The organism is Mesorhizobium sp. M7A.F.Ca.ET.027.02.1.1, assembly GCF_004022985.1.
Classification (GTDB): Bacteria; Pseudomonadota; Alphaproteobacteria; order Rhizobiales; family Rhizobiaceae; genus Mesorhizobium.
Genome location: NZ_RZOL01000094.1, coordinates 1 through 17340, shown reverse-complemented (window position 1 = coordinate 17340; position 17340 = coordinate 1). Strand labels below are relative to the sequence as shown.

Annotated in this window: 19 protein-coding genes; 13 read left to right on the top strand and 6 right to left on the bottom strand. The window is 62.6% G+C overall.

The genetic code is table 11. The features are described 5' to 3' along the window. Positions 1-165: 165 nt before the first annotated feature. Positions 166-501, top strand: coding sequence for an ArsC family reductase (locus tag EN749_RS13265; RefSeq protein WP_245481766.1), 336 nt, complete (start codon positions 166-168; stop codon positions 499-501). Positions 502-697: 196 nt separating this feature from the next. On the opposite strand, the gene EN749_RS13260 is transcribed toward EN749_RS13265, so the two are convergent. The 3 genes from EN749_RS13260 to EN749_RS13250 are packed head-to-tail and all read right to left on the bottom strand — an operon-like array spanning position 698 to position 3322. Next, on the bottom strand, positions 698-1060 hold the full coding sequence (locus EN749_RS13260; protein WP_127270292.1) for a DUF488 domain-containing protein: 363 nt from the start codon (positions 1058-1060) through the stop codon (positions 698-700). 16 nt (positions 1061-1076) lie between these two features. Next, a complete protein-coding gene (locus EN749_RS13255; protein ID WP_128363293.1) occupies positions 1077-2333 on the bottom strand; it encodes an aminopeptidase in 1257 nt (418 codons plus the stop codon). Further along, a complete protein-coding gene (locus tag EN749_RS13250; protein WP_128363292.1) occupies positions 2330-3322 on the bottom strand; it encodes a LysR substrate-binding domain-containing protein in 993 nt (330 codons plus the stop codon). Before EN749_RS13250 ends, EN749_RS13255 begins: the two co-directional genes overlap by 4 nt. A gap of 117 nt (positions 3323-3439) precedes the next feature. Here EN749_RS13250 and EN749_RS38750 point away from each other — a divergent pair, with 117 nt between their 5' ends. From EN749_RS38750 to sbmA, 3 genes are all read left to right on the top strand, one after another. Next, a complete protein-coding gene (locus EN749_RS38750) occupies positions 3440-3637 on the top strand; it encodes a hypothetical protein (protein ID WP_245491376.1) in 198 nt (65 codons plus the stop codon). A gap of 115 nt (positions 3638-3752) precedes the next feature. Beyond that, positions 3753-4913, top strand: coding sequence for a YbfB/YjiJ family MFS transporter (locus EN749_RS13240; RefSeq protein WP_128363291.1), 1161 nt, complete (start codon positions 3753-3755; stop codon positions 4911-4913). Positions 4914-5026: 113 nt separating this feature from the next. Further along, positions 5027-6289: a peptide antibiotic transporter SbmA gene (sbmA, locus tag EN749_RS13235; RefSeq protein WP_128288812.1), complete on the top strand. Its 1263-nt coding sequence runs from the start codon at positions 5027-5029 to the stop codon at positions 6287-6289. A gap of 22 nt (positions 6290-6311) precedes the next feature. On the opposite strand, the gene EN749_RS13230 is transcribed toward sbmA, so the two are convergent. Further along, positions 6312-7310 carry a polysaccharide deacetylase gene (locus tag EN749_RS13230; RefSeq protein WP_128363290.1) on the bottom strand — a complete coding sequence of 333 codons (999 nt, stop codon included), beginning with the start codon at positions 7308-7310 and terminating at the stop codon, positions 6312-6314. A gap of 213 nt (positions 7311-7523) precedes the next feature. On the opposite strand from EN749_RS13230, the gene EN749_RS13225 reads away from it, so the two are divergent. Both EN749_RS13225 and der read left to right on the top strand, forming a co-directional pair. After that, the gene (locus EN749_RS13225) at positions 7524-8189 is read left to right on the top strand and encodes a tetratricopeptide repeat protein (RefSeq protein ID WP_128363289.1); all 666 of its coding nucleotides are present in this window, start codon (positions 7524-7526) and stop codon (positions 8187-8189) included. Then, the gene (gene der, locus EN749_RS13220; RefSeq protein ID WP_127396280.1) at positions 8186-9616 is read left to right on the top strand and encodes a ribosome biogenesis GTPase Der; all 1431 of its coding nucleotides are present in this window, start codon (positions 8186-8188) and stop codon (positions 9614-9616) included. The genes EN749_RS13225 and der overlap by 4 nt, the downstream gene beginning before the upstream one ends. 249 nt (positions 9617-9865) lie before the next feature. On the opposite strand, the gene EN749_RS13215 is transcribed toward der, so the two are convergent. Then, positions 9866-10774, bottom strand: coding sequence for a LysR substrate-binding domain-containing protein (locus EN749_RS13215; protein ID WP_027036003.1), 909 nt, complete (start codon positions 10772-10774; stop codon positions 9866-9868). Positions 10775-10893: 119 nt separating this feature from the next. Between EN749_RS13215 and EN749_RS13210 the strand changes: the two genes are divergently transcribed. The 7 genes from EN749_RS13210 (at position 10894) to EN749_RS13180 (ending at position 16463) form a co-directional block, all read left to right on the top strand. After that, a complete protein-coding gene (locus tag EN749_RS13210; RefSeq protein WP_127811032.1) occupies positions 10894-12183 on the top strand; it encodes an MFS transporter in 1290 nt (429 codons plus the stop codon). A gap of 143 nt (positions 12184-12326) precedes the next feature. Further along, positions 12327-13508, top strand: a complete 1182-nt coding sequence (locus tag EN749_RS13205) for a cell wall hydrolase (protein WP_128363288.1) — start codon at positions 12327-12329, stop codon at positions 13506-13508. A gap of 254 nt (positions 13509-13762) precedes the next feature. Further along, a complete protein-coding gene (locus EN749_RS13200) occupies positions 13763-14170 on the top strand; it encodes an AtpZ/AtpI family protein (protein WP_128363287.1) in 408 nt (135 codons plus the stop codon). 59 nt (positions 14171-14229) lie between these two features. Continuing rightward, the gene (locus EN749_RS13195; protein ID WP_013532843.1) at positions 14230-14988 is read left to right on the top strand and encodes a F0F1 ATP synthase subunit A; all 759 of its coding nucleotides are present in this window, start codon (positions 14230-14232) and stop codon (positions 14986-14988) included. An 85-nt stretch (positions 14989-15073) separates the two neighbouring features. Next, a complete protein-coding gene (locus EN749_RS13190; RefSeq protein WP_006206606.1) occupies positions 15074-15298 on the top strand; it encodes a F0F1 ATP synthase subunit C in 225 nt (74 codons plus the stop codon). Between the two features lie 63 nt (positions 15299-15361). Next, entirely contained in the window at positions 15362-15961 is a 600-nt protein-coding gene (locus tag EN749_RS13185; RefSeq protein ID WP_127272329.1) for a F0F1 ATP synthase subunit B, read from the top strand. 10 nt (positions 15962-15971) lie between these two features. Continuing rightward, the gene (locus EN749_RS13180) at positions 15972-16463 is read left to right on the top strand and encodes a F0F1 ATP synthase subunit B (protein WP_128363286.1); all 492 of its coding nucleotides are present in this window, start codon (positions 15972-15974) and stop codon (positions 16461-16463) included. 222 nt (positions 16464-16685) lie between these two features. Here the strand turns inward: EN749_RS13180 and EN749_RS13175 are convergent. Beyond that, a partial coding sequence (locus tag EN749_RS13175; RefSeq protein ID WP_128363285.1) for a ribonuclease HII occupies positions 16686-17340 on the bottom strand: 655 nt, incomplete at its 5' end.

The window sequence follows — 17340 nt, the reverse complement described above, 5'->3', positions numbered from 1 at the left end:
GTCATTGGTTGGTCCTGAGGCGCTGTCAAAACACTTAGGGAAATTCCTTAGTGTTGGCAAGGGCAAAACCGAAGGCCTGCCGGGGCAGCGCTGGCAAAGCGCGCAGAGCGTCCCTAATCTGCGGTCAGATTCGAAATCCGAAGGGCCACTGTTTTGACGATCACCATGTACGGCATCACCACCTGCGACACGGTCAGGAAGGCACGGGTTTGGCTGGATGGCCATGACGTGGCCTACCGGTTTCACGATTTCAGGGCAGAGGGACTGGACGCGAAGCGGCTCGATGGCTGGGTTGGCAAGGTCGGCTGGGAAAAGTTGCTCAACAGGGGTAGCACCACGTTTCGCGAGCTGCCGGACAACGACAAGCAGAGCCTCGACGAAAAGAAGGCCAAGGCGCTGATGCTGGCCAAGCCGACCGTGATCAAGCGACCGGTGCTGGAGGTTGGGGATCGGATTCTGGTGGGGTTCAAGGCTGATGTTTATGAGGCGGTGGTGAAGTAGGGCAGCGCATACACCTCACTTCGTCATCCTATGGCGAAGCAAGGAGCGGAGCGACGCAGCGCAGACCATAGGATCCATGCCGTGATCTATCCGTGTTGCAACGGTGCAGATTCTGCTCCGCTGCGCCTTTCGACTGAGGTCGCGGCATGGATCCTCGGGTCAAGCCCGAAGATGACGAAGGTCTGGCTAACGATGGCTAATTGTGAGCGCTTGCGCTGAGATACCCCGCCAGCGCCACCGCATTGTTATGCGCTTCATCATGCGCGCCATAGAGCAGCGTCACCTTGCCGTGGCTGATCAAGCCTCGCAATTCACTCACCGCCTCGCCGTTCCCGTCCAGCTCAGCACGATACCGCTCCTGAAACTCCGGCCAGCGCGCCGGCGCATGGCCGAACCACTTTCGCAGGTCGTCGCTCGGTGCGATGTCCTTCAACCACAGCGTCAGCGCAGCGTCTTCCTTGCTGACACCGCGCGGCCAGATGCGGTCGACCAGAACCCGCTGCCCGTCATCGGGCGCGGGTGGCTCGTAGATACGCTTGACCGCCAGGTCGAAGGCCATCGCACCCTCCGTACGGTCAAGCCCATTCACCCTTGCGCATGACGGGCACGCGGGCGCCGTCCTTGTGGACACCATCGATGTCGATCTTGTCCGAACCGATCATCCAGTCGATGTGGATGAAGCTCTTGTTGCCGCCGCGCGCCGCGATCTCGTCCTGGCTGAGCGAGGCGCCGTCGACGAAGCACTTCGAATAGCACTGGCCGAGCGCGATATGGCAGGCGGCGTTCTCGTCGAACAGCGTGTTGAAGAACAACAGCCCGCTTGCCGAGATCGGCGAGGAATGCGGCACCAGCGCCACTTCGCCGAGGCGGCGCGCGCCCTCATCTGTATCGAGCACCTTCTTCAGCACATCCTCGCCCTTCGATGCCTTGGCCTCGACGATCCTGCCTTCTTCGAAACGCACCGAAATGTCGTCGATCAGCGTGCCCTGGTAGGACAGCGGCTTGGTCGAGGAGACATGACCCTCGACCCGCCTTGCATGCGGCGTGGTGAAGACCTCCTCGGTCGGGATGTTGGGATTGCAGGTGATGCCGTTCTTGGCGGTCGAGGCGCCGCCCATCCATTCATGGCCGTCCGCCAGTCCAACGGTCAGGTCGGTGCCGGGTCCGGTAAAGTGCAGCGCATGGAAATTATGGCCGTTGAGCCATTCGGTGCGGCTGCGAAGCGCCGCGTTGTGCGCCTTCCAATTGCCTATCGGGTCCTCAACATCGACCCGCGACGCGGCGAAGATGGCATCGGCGAGCTTCACGACCGCGACATCGTCGGCATCGCCGGGGAAGACCTGTTTGGCCCAGGCGAGGTCCGGATAGGCGACGATGCTCCAGTTGATGTCGAAGCCGGTGATCTTTTCCAGCGCCGGCTGGTAGGCCATCGAATTCGCCTTGTTGGCGCGCGCCACTTTCGCCGGATCCTGTGCGGAGAGCAGCGACGGATCCTCGCCGCGTACGGCAAGCCTGGCCGCATTGTTGGCAAAGGCATTCGCCATGCCTTCATAAAGCCAGCCGGCGGCGCGGTCGAAGCTCGCAGCGGCGCCGAAGCGGTAGCGGGCCAGCGTCATCTCGTCATCGTTGAAGATCGGCGTCACCAGCCCGGCGCCGGCCTTGTAGGCGTGCTCGACGATCCGCCTGGTCAACGGCAGTGCCGCGATCGACGAAGTCAGCACCAGATCCTGCCCCGGCTGCAATTGCAGTCCGACCTTGATGGCGACTTCCGCCAGCCTGTCGAGCTTCACCGGGTCGATCGATGCGGAAACGCCGCGCGAATGTGTGGTCATGATCCTGCCTGTCGTAGTTTGATGTCCGACTCTACATAGCTCGGTGCCTCCGTCCTTTCCACCGCGATCGCGCCGGCGGGTTCTGGGTTTACGGACCCGAACCGCGCCATGGTTGCCTCGATCTCTTCCCTGATCCAGGCCTTGAAGTCCCGGACCTTGCGGCTTTCGGCCTTGGTGCTGGAGGTCACCAGCCAATAGCCGAGCCCGCTCTGGGCGCGGATTCCGAAAGGCGCCACCAGCCGCCCGTCGGCCAGCGCATCCGCGGCAAGCAATTGCCAGCCCAGCATCACGCCATGACCGGCAATCGCCGATTCCAGGCACAGCATCGGGTCGGTGAAACGCGCACCTTTCAGGAAGGTGACAGATGGAACACCGGCCGTCTCGAACCAGCTTTCCCAGTTGATCATCGCCCGCTCGTCGGTGATCGCGCAGGTCTGGGCAAGATCCTCGATCGACTTCAGTTTTTGGGCGATCGCCGGCGCGCAGACCGGGAAGACTTCCTGCGCCAAGAGCAGTTCCGCCCGCCCGCCAGGCCATTTGCCGTCGCCAAGCCGGATGGCGATGTCGATGTCCGAGTGATCGAGATTGGCCAGCCGCACCGAAGCGTCGATGCGCAGCAGCACGTTGGGATGCCGGTCGAAGTGGCGAGATAGCCTGGGCAACAGCCACTTCGAGGCAAAGGCCGGCGCCACCGAAACCACCAATGTGCATTGCGTCGCCTCGTCGGCCAGCGCCACGGCCTGGGAAAGCTCACGAAATCCAGCACCGAGGCGGGCCGCGAAGACGGCGCCGAATTCGGTCAGCACCAGACCGCTCGCCGTTCGCTCGAACAGCGCTTGGCCGAGCTGTTTTTCGGTACGGCTGATCTGCTGGCTGACGGCGCTGACGGAAACGTTGAGCTCACCGGCCGCCGCCGCCAGCGATCTGAGACGGGCAACGGTTTCGACGGCGCGGAGGCCGTTGAGATGGACGCGGTTGAGCATGGCCATTGAGTTTTTCTAAACTGATCCGGCTGAAATCTCAATTGAAAGGCATATCGAAACGGCAGATTTTGTCGGAAGAGACAGACCTGTGGAGCCGGAAATGTTGGGATTTTGTCGTCGTCGCTGAAGGCCTTTTTCACTGCGAGCAGGCCGTATGAGCCGCGCCGGGACAGCGAGGCGCAGAGATGGCTGATCGATCCGCTTTCGCATCCGGTGCTGAACACCATGTCGGAGCGCGAACTGGGCGATGTGCCGTTCAGGTTGACGGCACGGCGGACGGTGCACGAGAGGGGTTCATTGCGCGCCGGCGGTCGCTGCTGAGCAGGCGCGAAGCGTTCGGCTTGGGGAAAGTCGAGGCGAGCACCGCGTCCCGCGCACGCACTGGCCCAACAGATGGCGATTGTTTCAGCGATCCCTGCACTTATTGTGCAGTGCAATGACATCGGCCACCTCGACAGCGCTGCGTTTCGCCTTCGCCGGCATGATTGCCATGGCGATTGCCATGGGCATCGGCCGTTTCGTCTACACGCCGATCCTGCCTGGCATGATGCAGGAACTGCATCTGTCGCCTGCCGATGCCGGCTGGATCGCGTCGTCCAATTATCTCGGCTACCTCGTCGGCGCGTTGGCGGCGGCGGGCGGCTGGGCGCATGGGCGCGAGCGCCTGCTGATGCTGGCGGGGCTTGGCGCCAGTGCGGTCCTTGCCGCGCTGATGGGGCTGACCGAAGCGATGGCGGCCTTTCTCGCCATCCGCTTTCTGGCCGGTCTGGCCAGCGCCTTCGTCATGGTGTTCATGGCCAGCATCGTGTTCAGCCATATCGCGGCTGCCGGTCGCAACGACCTGCAGGCCTGGCATTTCGGCGGCGTCGGGCTCGGCATAGCGGCATCGGCGGCGATGATGGCGGTGCTGGTCGCCGAGCATTCGGGCTGGGCGGCAGGCTGGCTGTGGTCGGCGGCGATTTCGGCCTGCGGTTTCGTCCTCGTGGCCCTGTTGGTCAATGAGGGTCCGCTCGGCAACGGCGAAGTCCCCCGCGAGCCGGCACTGCGGATGGACCGGTCGTTGGTCAAGGTCATCATCGCCTACGGCCTGTTCGGCTTTGGCTATGTGGTGACGGCGACATTCCTGGTGGCCATCGTCCGGCAAGGCGGCGGCAGCCGCATCTTCGAGGCCATGGTGTGGATGGTCGCCGGTCTTGCGGGCTTTCCCTCGGTCTGGTTCTGGCAGAAGATCGCGGCGCGGACCGGCCTATATGCCGCCTATGCGCTGGCGTGCTTCATCGAAGTTGCCGGCGTCACCGCCAGCGTCGCCATCGGCGGAGCCACCGGGCCGCTGCTTGCCGGCGTGCTGCTCGGCGGCACCTTCATTGCCATCACCGCCTTTGGCCTGCAGGCCGCCCGGCAGCAGGCGCCAAGCGCGCCGCGCCGGATCTTTGCCCTGATGACGGCTGCGTTCGGCCTTGGCCAGATCATCGGGCCGGTCGCGGCCGGATTTCTGGCGCAGATGTCCGGCGATTTCTTCCTCGCCTCGATCACCGCCGCAATCGTGCTGGTCGTCTCCGGCGCCATCACATGGTCGGCTGCGCCAAAATCGCCATGATTGTGAGCTTGCTGTGCCGGGCATCGGGCACGGGCATTCTCTTTCCCTCTAATGTGTGACTTTATGCCCGCTGTCGTCAGCTGATTTGCGCCCAGATCGAGGAATTCGCCACAGTGTTCGTATCGTTTTTTCCAAAGCCGAAGCTGTTTTTTAGCTCGGCGGTCGTCTGGAGCCTGCTTGCCGTCTTGCTCTGGTTCTACGCAGGGGAACATTTTGGTGGTGTTTTCGGTATGCCTCCAGCTGCTCCCGATGCGCCGCCGATCATCGGTGTCTCATCATTCTGGTCACTGCCGTTTCTATGGTTCTACGTATATTTTGCCGTCGTAGTGGCGCTCTTCTACGCCTTTTGGGCTTGGTATTCGCCACACCCATGGCAGATCTGGTCCATTCTCGGCTCTGTGCTGATCCTCTTCATCACCTATTTCCAGGTTCAGGTGAGCGTTGCCATCAACAACTGGTACGGGCCATTTTGGGATCTGATCCAGAATACCATTTCGGGAAAAATAAAGATCACCGCTGCCGATATCTACTGGCAGATTGCTACATTCATGGGAATTGCCGGTGTAGCGGTGGTGGTCAGTGCGCTTACTGTATTTTTGGTAAGTCACTATGTCTTCCGTTGGCGCACTGCAATGAACCAGTTTTACATGGAAAACTGGCAGAAGCTGAGGCATATTGAGGGTGCCTCACAGCGTGTCCAGGAAGACACGATGCGTTTCTCCACGATCATGGAGCAACTCGGCGGCAATTTGATTGACTCGGTGATGACCCTCATCGCCTTCACTCCGCTGCTCATAGCCCTGTCGGTTCACATCACGGAATTGCCGATCGTGGGTGTGATACCGCATCCGCTGCTATTGTCGGCTATTTTTTGGGCCTTGTTTGGCACCGTGCTTCTGGCTGTGGTCGGCGTTAAATTGCCTGGGCTTCAGTTCCGGAACCAGCGCGTTGAGGCGGCTTATCGAAAAGAATTGGTCCTTGGTGAAGATGACCCGAATCGAGCACAGCCACCTGCTGTGAGGGAATTGTTTGGAAATGTAAGAAGAAACTATTTTAGGCTGTATTTTCACTACGTGTATTTCAACGTATTTCGCTACCTCTATTTGCAAACGAACAACATATTCTCTTTGATATTGATGGCGCCGTCCATTGCGGCTGGTGCGATCACTTTAGGTTTGTTGAATCAAATCAGCAATGCGTTCTCCCAAGTGACATCGTCGTTCCAGTATCTTGTAAACTCGTGGCCAACTGTGGTTGAGCTGATCTCGATCTACAAGCGTCTGCGCGCTTTCGAAGCCACTCTGCATGGCGAGCCGCTGCCGGAAATCGACCAACGCTATCTCGACCGCCAGGCGCAGGCGCCCGATCCAGCTTGACTGGGGTGTGAAAGTTGGCGGCTCAGCCGCCGACCGAGACCTGCCTTTGGCCAGCGTCCTGTCGCGAAACATAATCGCGAAAACTGATGCATTCGACATCGGCTTTGACGCAGACGTCGCCGGCAAAGCGCTCCAGCGCGTTCCAGTAGGCGCCGTCATTCATCAGCGCGAAGTGGAAGCCGAGCTCAAGCGGAATGCGCTTGCCGGCATACTGCCTGTCGAAAGCGGCGCGGAAGGCAGCATAGGTCCGGTTGGCGAACTCGTCCGCCTGGCTTGGCCGCTCGAAGCCGCCGGAATGCCTGACATACAGATTGTAGTCCATGGCGATCACCGGCCGCGACTTCGGTCCTTCCGGAATCTGCGGCAGCGAAAAGTGCACGATGCCGTTGCTGGCCGTCGGTCGGGCAGGGCCTTGCGAGACGCCGCTGGCATCGAATTGATATCCGGCCGCCGGCAGCGCTTCATAGAGCGCCTTGCCGGTCGACAGATACGGCGCGCGAAAGCCGACCACCGCATGCCGCGCGAAATCGCGCCAGCCCTGTGGTTCGGGTGCAATGCCGTTGATCGCATAGGCGTTCTCGAGAATGTGCTCGAACGAACTGAACTCTTTCAGCCAGTCGGCCTTGCTCCAGTCCTTGCCGTCGAAATGGCCACAGCCATGGCTGGCGATATCGTGGCCTTCATGCGCGGCAAGGCCGATCTGTTCGAGCCGCTCGGTGACTTCCTGCTTCGAGGCGGCAAAGCCGATGTTGGATTTGCCGGCGCCTTTGCCCGGTGCGGTGTATTCCTTGCGTGTCTCCGTTGACAGCAGGAAGACGCAGGAGAGAAAATAGGTGAAGTGTGCGCCGGTGCGCTCAGCCAGTGCCCGGCTGCGTTTCCACTGCGAAATGTCGCGCGCGCTGTCGAACGAGATGATGACGACCTGTTTCGGCTTTGCCGGCGCCGGTGGATCGGCCAAAGCCCCACCGGCAGCGGCGAGTGCCGCAAGCGAAAACGCAACAACGCGGAACGGACGAAGCATAGGCAATCTGATCTTCACTCGGGGAATGTCTGCAAGCCGGCTATCGCCTAAATGTGGCGTGGGTGCGATTGGCCTTTTCGGCTGCCTGTCCGGGGCAAACATCCGTTTGCCCCGGACAATAGGCGATTTTCCGGTTGAACCCCTTCCATGCCGGCAAAATTTCGCTAAAACGCGGGCTGACAAGGCCCGACGGGGCAGGAATGGTTTGATTTGATGTCCGACGACAGTTTTATCCGTGAAGTCAATGACGAGATCCGTCGCGAACAGGCGCAGAAGCTGTGGGACCGTTTCGGGCCCGCCCTGATCGTCGTTGCGATCCTCGTGGTGCTCGGCACCGCCGCCTTCGTCGGCTATCGCTATTGGGACGAGACGCGCGCCAACCGCTCGGGCGATGCGTTCTCGCAGGCACTGAAGCTCGCCAATGACGGCAAGAACGATGAGGCGCTGACTGCGCTCGATCAGTTGGAGAAGGATGGCTACGGCGCCTATCCGCTGCTCGCCCGCATGCGCGGCGCGACCGTCAAAGCGAACAAGGGCGATGTCCCCGCCGCCGTCAAGGATTTCGACGAAGTCGCCGCGGATACGGCCATTCCCCAGGGAATTCGCGACATGGCGCGGCTGCGGGCAGCACTGCTGCTCGTCGACCATGGTTCCTTTGCCAACGTCTCCAGCCGTGTCGAGGCGCTGACATCCGACACCAACACGCTGCGCCACACGGCGCGCGAGGCGCTCGGCCTTTCCGCCTGGAAGGAAGGCAAGACGCAGGATGCGCTGAAACTGTTCGACCAGATCGCCGCCGATGACGGCGCCCCGCGCAACACCCGCGAGCGCGCAACATTGATGTCCGAGCTGATCCGCGGGTCGGGCAGTGCGTCGTGACCTTCAAAGTCGCCATCATCGGCAGACCTAACGTCGGCAAATCGACTCTTTTCAATCGGCTGGTGGGAAGGAAGCTGGCGCTCGTCGACGACACGCCGGGCGTCACCCGCGACCGTCGCGTCCATGCCGCCAAGCTTTACGACCTGCACTTCGATGTCATCGACACCGCCGGCTTCGAGGACGCTGGCGCCTCGACCTTGCCCGGCCGCATGCGTGCGCAGACCGAGATCGCCATCCGCGAGGCCGACCTGATCTTCTTCACCATCGACGCCAAGTCTGGGCTTTTGCCTGACGACAGGACCTTCGCCGAGATCGTGCGCAAGTCCGGCAAGCCGGTCGTGCTGGTCGCCAACAAGGCCGAGGCGAAGGGCGCCCAGGGCGGCATGCTGGAAGCCTGGGAACTCGGCCTTGGCGAGCCGATCCCTGTTTCGGCCGAGCATGGCCAGGGCATGCCCGATTTGCGCGACGCCGTGATCGGCGCGCTCGGCGAAGCGCGCGCCTTCGGCGAAGCAGAAGGCGAAGACGAAGACGTTGCTGCCGGCGAGGTTCTGATCGGCGAGGATATCGCCGATCCGGATGCCGAGCACACCTATGACGACACCAAGCCAATGCGCATCGCTGTCGTCGGCCGTCCCAATGCCGGCAAGTCGACGCTGATCAACGCGCTGATCGGCGAAGAGCGGCTGCTCACCGGACCGGAAGCCGGCATTACCCGTGATTCGATCTCGGTCGACTGGGATTGGCATGGTCGCCGCCTGAAATTGTTCGACACGGCCGGCATGCGCCGCAAGGCCAGGATTCATGAAAAGCTGGAAGTGATGTCGGTGCAGGACGGTCTGCGCGCCATCCGGTTTGCCGAGATCGTCATCATCGTGCTCGACGCCACCATCCCCTTCGAGAAGCAGGATCTGCAGATCGCCGACCTGATCATCAGGGAAGGCCGGGCGCCGGTGATCGCCTTCAACAAATGGGATCTGATCGACCATCCCCAGGAGCTTCTGGCCGAACTGCGAGAGAAGACGGAACGGCTTCTTCCCCAGGCGCGCGGCCTCCAGGCCGTACCTGTCTCCGGCGAGACCGGGCGCGGCCTCGACAAGCTGATGGATGCCGTCATCAGGACGCACAAGGTGTGGAACAGCCGCGTCTCGACCGGCAAGCTCAACCGCTGGTTGGAAGGCATCCTGGCGCACCACCCGCCGCCTGCCGTGGCCGGACGCCGGCTGAAGGTCAAGTACGTCACCCAGGCCAAGACCCGGCCGCCGGGTTTCGTTGTCCAGTGCTCGCGGCCCGATGCGATGCCGCAATCCTATGTCCGCTATCTCTCCAACAGCCTGCGCGAAGCCTTCGACATGCCCGGCGTGCCGATCCGCATTGCGCTGCGCACGTCGGACAATCCGTTCGCCGGTAGGTCGAACAAGCGCAAATAAGCGGTCGGGCTCGAATGAGCCCCTTTGCTCGCGGGAATTCTCCGCAAAATTGGCGGGACAGCACCCCCCTCTGGCCTGCCGGCCATCTCCCCCGCAAGGAGGGAGATCAGCAGTTCGTTCTGACGGCGCCTTTCTTGCAACGTTGAAGATTCGCGAGAGCACTCGCGACATCCAATCTCCCCCCTTGCGGGGGAGATGTCCGCAGGACAGAGGGGACGGAACGCGACACTGGATACCTGTTCCGGCTGTCTAAGCGACCTCCTTCAACCGCTCGTCCCGTGGCAGCGCCTGCAACGCCGCCTGCAACAATATGTCGGCCAGCCGCGCTGCCACCGGATCCAGTTCAGCATCCTTCTGGTGCAGCACCAACGCCATTTTGGGCAATGCCGGCAGCCCGGCGATCTCCGGCGTCATCGCGCTGACGCTGGCCGGCAGGCCGATGTCGGTGCGGATCGTCAGCCCCAGCCCCGCCGCCACGGCTGCCCAGATGCCGCCAAGGCTCGGGCTGGAAAAGGCCATCCGCCACGACAGCCCGGCGCGGTCGAGCGTTTCGGTTGCCACCGTGCGCAGAAGGCATGGCGCTTCGAGCGCCACCAGCGGCAGCGGCTCACCGTCGCGCAGGCTGGTCTCGATGCGCTTTGCCGGCCCGATCCAGCGCATCGGCACATCGGCGACATGCTGGCTGTAGGGCAGCGTTTCGCCGCAGTGCCAAGCGAGCGCGATGTCGAGGCTGCCTGACATGACCCTTTCAGCAAGGTCGTGGCTGCGTGCGATCCTGGCTTCGATCTTCACCTTGGGGTGCGCCCGGGCAAATCGGCCGAGCACGTCCGGCAGCACCGCCTCGCCGAAATCTTCCTGCAAGCCGAGCCGTACCCAGCCTTCCAGCTCGACATCATGGATGGCGGATGCCGCCTCGTCATTCAATTCGATCAGCCGGCGCGCATAGCCGAGCATGGTCTCGCCGGCCTCGGTCAAAGCGAGGCCGCGTCCTGATTTGCGGAAGATCGGCGTCGCCGCCTGTTCTTCCAGTTTCTTCAATTGCGCGCTGACCGCCGACGTCGACCGGCCAAGCCGGTCAGCGGCCTTGGCAAAGCTGCCCAGCTCCATACCGGTGACGAAACTGCGCAGGACGTCGAGGTCGAAAGTTACGCGTCGCATGTCTGAAGTCCCGATTTTCAGGATTGTAAGTTCAAAACTTCCTGATTTTCAGGATGAAATTATGGCGGTAGGGACAGATCGTCAAGGCCGGACCACTGGCCAGCACGGGAAATGAAATCATGTCCGCCATCGTCAATTGCACCGATCGGCAGTCGCCGAAGCTCCTGGAAGATACCGGTTCCGCCGGGAGGGTTTTCAAGCCGGGCCATCGCTGGAAGGTTCTGGGCATCGGCGTTGCCGCCAATGCCGCCTTCTCGGCTACGTTCTCCGGCATCCCGGCGACGGCGGTCGTTCTTCGCCAGGGCTATCATTTGGGCAATGCCGAGCTCGGCCTGGCGCTCGGCCTTCTCGGGCTGGGGGTCGCGCTCAGCGAGCTGCCCTGGGGCCTGCTTACCGATCGCTGGGGCGATCGCCGCGTGCTCCTGATCGGGCTCGGCGCGACGGCGGTGTGGCTCCTGGCCATGGCGATGCTGGTTGTGCCGACAAAGGCCGGTATTCCCGGCGTCACGCTGCTCTCCGCGAGCCTGCTCATCACCGGACTGCTCGGCGGCAGCGTCAACGGTTCGAGCGGCCGCGCCATCATGGGCTGGTTTCGGGAAAACGAGCGCGGCTTTGCCATGAGCATCAGGCAGACGGCGGTGCCGCTTGGCGGTGGCCTTGGCGCGCTCGTGCTGCCCTCGCTTGCGCTGGCTTTCGGCTTTGGCGCGGTGTTCGGGGTGCTGGCGGGCGCATCCGCTCTGTCTGCCCTGTTCGCCTGGCGCTGGCTGCACGAGCCGCCGACGGCGGGCGAGGGCCATCTCGCTTCGGCTGCGGTCGGACCGGCGCCGCTGCGCAATCGCGATGTCTGGCGTATCGCGACCGCCATCGGCCTGCTCTGCTTTCCGCAGGTGGCCGTGCTCACCTTCGCCTCCGTATTCCTGCACGATTTCGTTGGGTTGGGAACGGCGGCAATCAGCGCGAGCCTCGCCGCCGTTCAGATCGGCGCCATGGTCATGCGCATCTGGAGCGGCCGCTTCACCGACCGTCACGGCAACCGCCGCCAATTTCTTCGCTTGTGCAGCGCGTTCAGCGCCCTTGCCTTCGCCATGCTTTGGCTGCTGGTCCTGTTCGGCCCAACCGTTCCGGGCGGCCAGCTCATCTGGTTGGCTGTCCTTCCAGTCGTGCTTATTGTCGCAGGCATCTCGGTCTCCGCCTGGCACGGTGTCGCCTACACCGAGCTTGCCACCCTTGCCGGGGCCAGCCATGTCGGGACCGCGCTCAGCCTTGCCAACACCTTTGTTTTCGTAGGCTTCTTCCTGGTGCCGGTGGCCATTCCGGGGCTCTTGCACCTTTGGTCTTGGTCCGGCGTCTGGCTGGCGGCCGCCATCTGCGCGCTGATCGCCCGGCCGATCTTCCTGCGTCCGGCCTGAGTTCGGCCGCAAAACCGCCCGACTTCGGAACCACGACCTGAAGCCGGCTGAGAACAGTCCGATCGAAGCCGTTAACGTCCCATCAAGGTTAATGCATCATTTTGCTCTCCAGTGGGGTCTGTCGCGTTCCTGGAGAGTGTTCCGTGCATCGACGTGTGTTGAAGCGGCTGGTTGCCGCCGCCGGTGAGAGAAGACGTGGCTTTCTGCCCCCGTTCGTCATCGGTCTCGGCATCTGGATCGGCTTTCCGACCATCGTCGCCTATCAGGACATGACGAGCCTTGTCTCCGGCCTCGAAGCGAACACCCGCTGGAATTCCTATGTCGAGAAATCCGTCGCCGGCTCGACCCATGCTGCCGAGATGCCCTTTGTCGATTCTGATGTCACCGGCTCCATCTCCGGATCGGGTGTCCACCTGGCCGGTGTCGGCAACGTGTCGTTTCGCGGAAAGGGCGGCAAGGTCAGCGGCACGCCCGATGAGGACCGCGTCGTGCGCGCCGAGAAGAAAGGGCGCATCGTCCAGATGTCTCCCGTCGCACCGCCGAAGAACTTCAACGCCGGCTCGATCTTCGAGCGCACCTCCTCCTTGCTGCGGCCCAGCATGGACAGCGGCCTGAAAATGGCTTTCGCCAAGCCGCAGATCAAAGGCAAGGAAATCCAGATCGCCGCGGCATTCCATGCGCGCGAGGACAAGAAGCCGGATCCCGGCGTGCCGGCCATGCTGGCAGCGCTGGTCAACAACGACCATCCGGACGTGCTGGCCACCGCCTACGCGCAGTCCGAGCCTGACTATGCCAAGGCATCGCCCTTCGAAGCCCTGCTTCAGGACGAGCAGCCCAATGAGGGCCGCTTCATTCCGCCGATGGCCAAGGGCGATCATTCGTGGATCCAGAACCCGCTGCCCGCCAGTGTCTTCTCCCAGAAGGAGCAGGCATGCCTTGCCAACGGCATCTATTTCGAGGCGAGGAGCGAATCCGTGCGCGGCCAGGCCGCCGTCGCCCAGGTCATCCTCAACCGCGTCCGCAATCCGACCTATCCGAATTCGATCTGCGGCGTCGTCTACCAGAACGACAGCTGGTTCAACCGTTGCCAGTTCTCCTTCGCCTGCGACGGCAGGAAGAAGCGCATCGATAGCCCAGCCGCCTACAAGACCGCCAAGGAGATCGCCATGGCCGTCACTGCCGGCAAGATCTTCATCCCGGAGGTCGGATCGTCGACCCACTACTACGCCCAATATGTCCATCCCGGCTGGGCGCGCACGATGCAGAAGATGACCAAGATCGGCCTGCATATCTTCTATCGGACCTATGGCGGCGGCTGGAGCTGAGTGCGGAGCAGCCGCTGATCTTTGATGTGGCGCGCCGCCGATCAAAGGGCCATTGCGCGGGGGATTCGCGCCATGCATCTTCGTCATGATGGCGGGCACGATGTCGCACCTTTCTAATTGATTGATTTTATTGCCTAAAATACATGGCAATGAACTTCCGCCCGTGGCTTGACGGGCGCAAACCCTCTAACTATGTTGCCGGCGACTTTAGAAGCGGACGGACGGTGACGGTCTGACCGGGCAGGGGGGTTGCGATGGCCGACAAGAATGGGCCAGACGGAACCGGAAAAACCGGCCGCGGCAATCAGCATGAGCCCGACATCCGCGACGACGATCTTGAGCGCCGCCGCCGTGACCTTGAAGCTTCGCTTGCGACAAGGCGGCCGGGCCGGCTCGAGGGGAAAGACGACGCGAAAGCGGGCAGTGTGGCCGGTTACGGTCAGGCGCTCAAACTCTCCAGCGAATTTATCGCCGGGGTGGTGGTGGGTGCCGGCATCGGCTGGGTCATCGACCGTCTGGCGGGGACATCGCCATGGGGTCTGATCGTGTTTCTGCTGCTTGGTTTTGGCGCCGGAGTGCTCAATGTGATGCGTTCCGCCGGCGTTGTGGCAGAATTTGGACAGGGCGATAAATCGCGCCGTGGCCAAGACGACAAGAAATGACCGCGCACCATGTGCGGTAATGGTAACGAGGCCGTACGCGGCATTGACGGGGTTTGAACGTGGCAGCTGACAAGGTCGATCCGATCCACCAGTTCCATATCAACAAGCTGATTCCGATCGACATCGGCGGCTATGACCTGTCTTTCACCAATTCGGCACTGTTCATGGTCGCAACCGTTATCGTCGCGGCTGGATTCCTGTTTCTCACGACGTCGAGCCGCAGCTTGGTTCCCGGGCGGCTTCAGTCGGTCTCCGAGATGGCTTACGAGTTCGTCGGCAACATGTTGCGCGATGCCGCCGGCACGCAAGGCATGAAGTTCTTCCCTCTCGTGTTCTCGCTGTTCATGTTCGTGCTCGTCGCCAATCTGCTTGGCCTGTTCCCGTATTTCTTTACCGTCACCAGCCACATCATCGTCACCTTCGGCCTTGCCGTGCTGGTGATCGCAACCGTGGTCGTCTACGGCTTCATGAAGCATGGTCTCGGTTTCCTGAAACTGTTCGTGCCGCATGGCGTGCCGGTCTTCCTGCTGCCACTGGTGGTGCTGATCGAAGTGATCTCCTTCGTGTCGCGCCCGGTCAGCCTCTCGGTTCGTCTGTTCGCCAACATGCTCGCCGGCCACATCACGCTGAAGGTGTTTTCCGGCTTCGTGGTCAGCCTGAGCGCGCTCGGCGCGGTCGGCGTCGCCGGCTCGATCCTGCCTCTGGCGATGGCGGTGGCGCTGACGGCGCTGGAACTGCTGGTCGCCTTCCTGCAGGCCTACGTCTTTGCCGTGTTGACCTGCATGTATCTCAACGACGCCCTGCACCCGGGGCATTAAGTCCAAAAGTTTCCGGCCCAAGAATTTCCAACATTGGCGCCGGATGGAATCGCAACGGAATTTTAGATCCAAAGGAGTTGAACAAATGGACGCAGAAGCAGCAAAGTACATCGGCGCCGGCATCGCTTGCCTGGGCATGGGTGGTGCGGGCATTGGCCTCGGCAACATCTTCGGCAGCTACCTCGCGGGCGCACTGCGCAACCCGTCGGCTGCCGATGGCCAGTTCGGCCGCTTGATCTTCGGTTTCGCCGTGACCGAAGCTCTGGGCATCTTCTCGCTTCTCATCGCGCTTCTGGCCCTGTTCGGCTGAGCACTCGGGAAGATTGGACAGGCCGGCCGCGCGAGCGGCGGGCCTGAATTTCGGGGATAGTCCATGTTCGTGACATCTGCCTTTGCGCAAGAGTCCGCGCCATCAGCCGATACCAGCCACGCTGCTACGGAAGGCGACACGCATTCCAGCACCGGTGTGCCTGCTGAAGCGCATGGCACGTTTCCGCCATTCGATCCGGCGACGTTCCCGTCGCAGCTTCTGTGGCTGGCGATCACCTTCGGGCTGTTCTATCTCTTCCTGAAGCGGGTTGTGATGCCGCGCGTCGGCGGCATCATCGATGTCCGCAACGATCGCATCACGCAGGATCTCGATCAGGCGGCCAAGTTGAAGGGCGAGGCCGACGCTGCCGTTGCTGCCTACGAGCAGGAACTGGCGGAAGCCAAGACCAAGGCCAACGCGATCGGCCAGCAGGCCAACGACGCGGCCAAGGCCGAGGCCGACACCGCTCGCAAGAAGGTCGAGGCCGCGCTCGACGCCAAGCTTGGCGAAGCCGAGGCCCGCATTTCTTCCATCAAGGCCAATGCCATGAAGGAAGTCGGCAGCATCGCCGAGGACACCGCTTCGGCGATTGTCGAAGCCCTGGTTGGCGGCAAGGCCAGCAAGGCAGAGATCGCGGCCGCGGTCAAATCCGTGGCCCGGTGAGGAGCGCATCATGGACGCCACATCTCTCGCGACGCTCTGGGCCACGGTTGCCCTGGTCATCTTCCTGGGCGTTGCCGTCTACATCAAGGTGCCTCGCCTGATCGCCAAGGCGCTCGACGCCCGCGCCGAAAGGATCAGCAACGAACTCGACGAAGCGCGCCGGCTGCGCGAGGAAGCCCAGCAACTGCTTGGCCAGTATCAGCGCAAGCGCAAGGAAGCCGAGCAGGAGGCCGCCGACATCGTCGCCGCCGCCAAGCGCGAAGCCGACTTGCTTGCCGCCGAAGCGCACAAGAAGACCGAGGACTATGTTGTCAGGCGCACCGCGCTTGCCGAGCAGAAGATCGGCCAGGCCGAGCGTGACGCCATCAGCGAAGTCCGCGCCAGCGCCGTCGACATCGCCGTAGAGGCAGCGCGCGCGCTGCTTGCCGGCAAGATCGACGCCAAGGCCGGTGCCGATCTGTTCAAGGCATCGCTTGCGGACGTGAAGTCGAAGCTGAATTAGAGGGTCCCGCTAGCCAATCATCGAAAGCCGCCCGGGCAACCTGGCGGCTTTTTTGTTGTGGGCGGGGATAATCTCACCCCTCGAGGGGGAGATGTCGCCAAAGGCGACAGAGGGGGTCGGCTCGACCGGGCGCGACGTCATTTTGCAGCAAAGATAAGGTCGGCGCTTCACGCGCGGCGACCCCCTCTGGCCTGCCGGCCATCTCCCCCTCGAGGGGGGAGATCAGCTATCCATTCCGACGAAGCTCTCTTCCTCAACCACTTCAGCGCCACCCAGTCTGAACGGCGAAAACGATACGCGATGCAGCCGCGCCACCGGGCCATGCGCCTCGATTGCCGTGCGATGGCGAAGCGTGGCGTAGCCCATATGGACTTCGAAGCCGTAGCGGTCGTGATGGTTGCCGCAGCCGCACATCATGCGATCGCGCATCACCTTGGCGACGATCGAGGCGGCGGCGATCGACTGCGAACGCTGGTCGCCCTTGATCAGCGCGCGCCCTTCACAAGGCAGGCCAGGCGGCACGTCGCGTCCATCGGCAAGGGCGAGCTTCGGTCGGACCGACAACCCTACCAGGGCGCGGCGCATGGCTTCCAGGCTTGCCTTGAGGATGTTGCTGCCGTCGATACCCTCGGCACTGATGGAGGCCATTGAGACCGCCTGCGCAGAGCCGAGAATTCGCAGGAACAAGGCTTCACGCTGCAGATGGCTGAGGCGTTTGGAATCGTCGAGGCCGTCGGGAATGTTGGCGGGATCGAGCACCACGGCCGCGGCGACTACCGGCCCGGCCAGGGGGCCACGGCCGGCCTCGTCCATCCCGGCAACCGGCCACAGCCCCTCCGCCATCGCCTTCGTCTCGAAGGAGAAGTCGGGCTTCTCG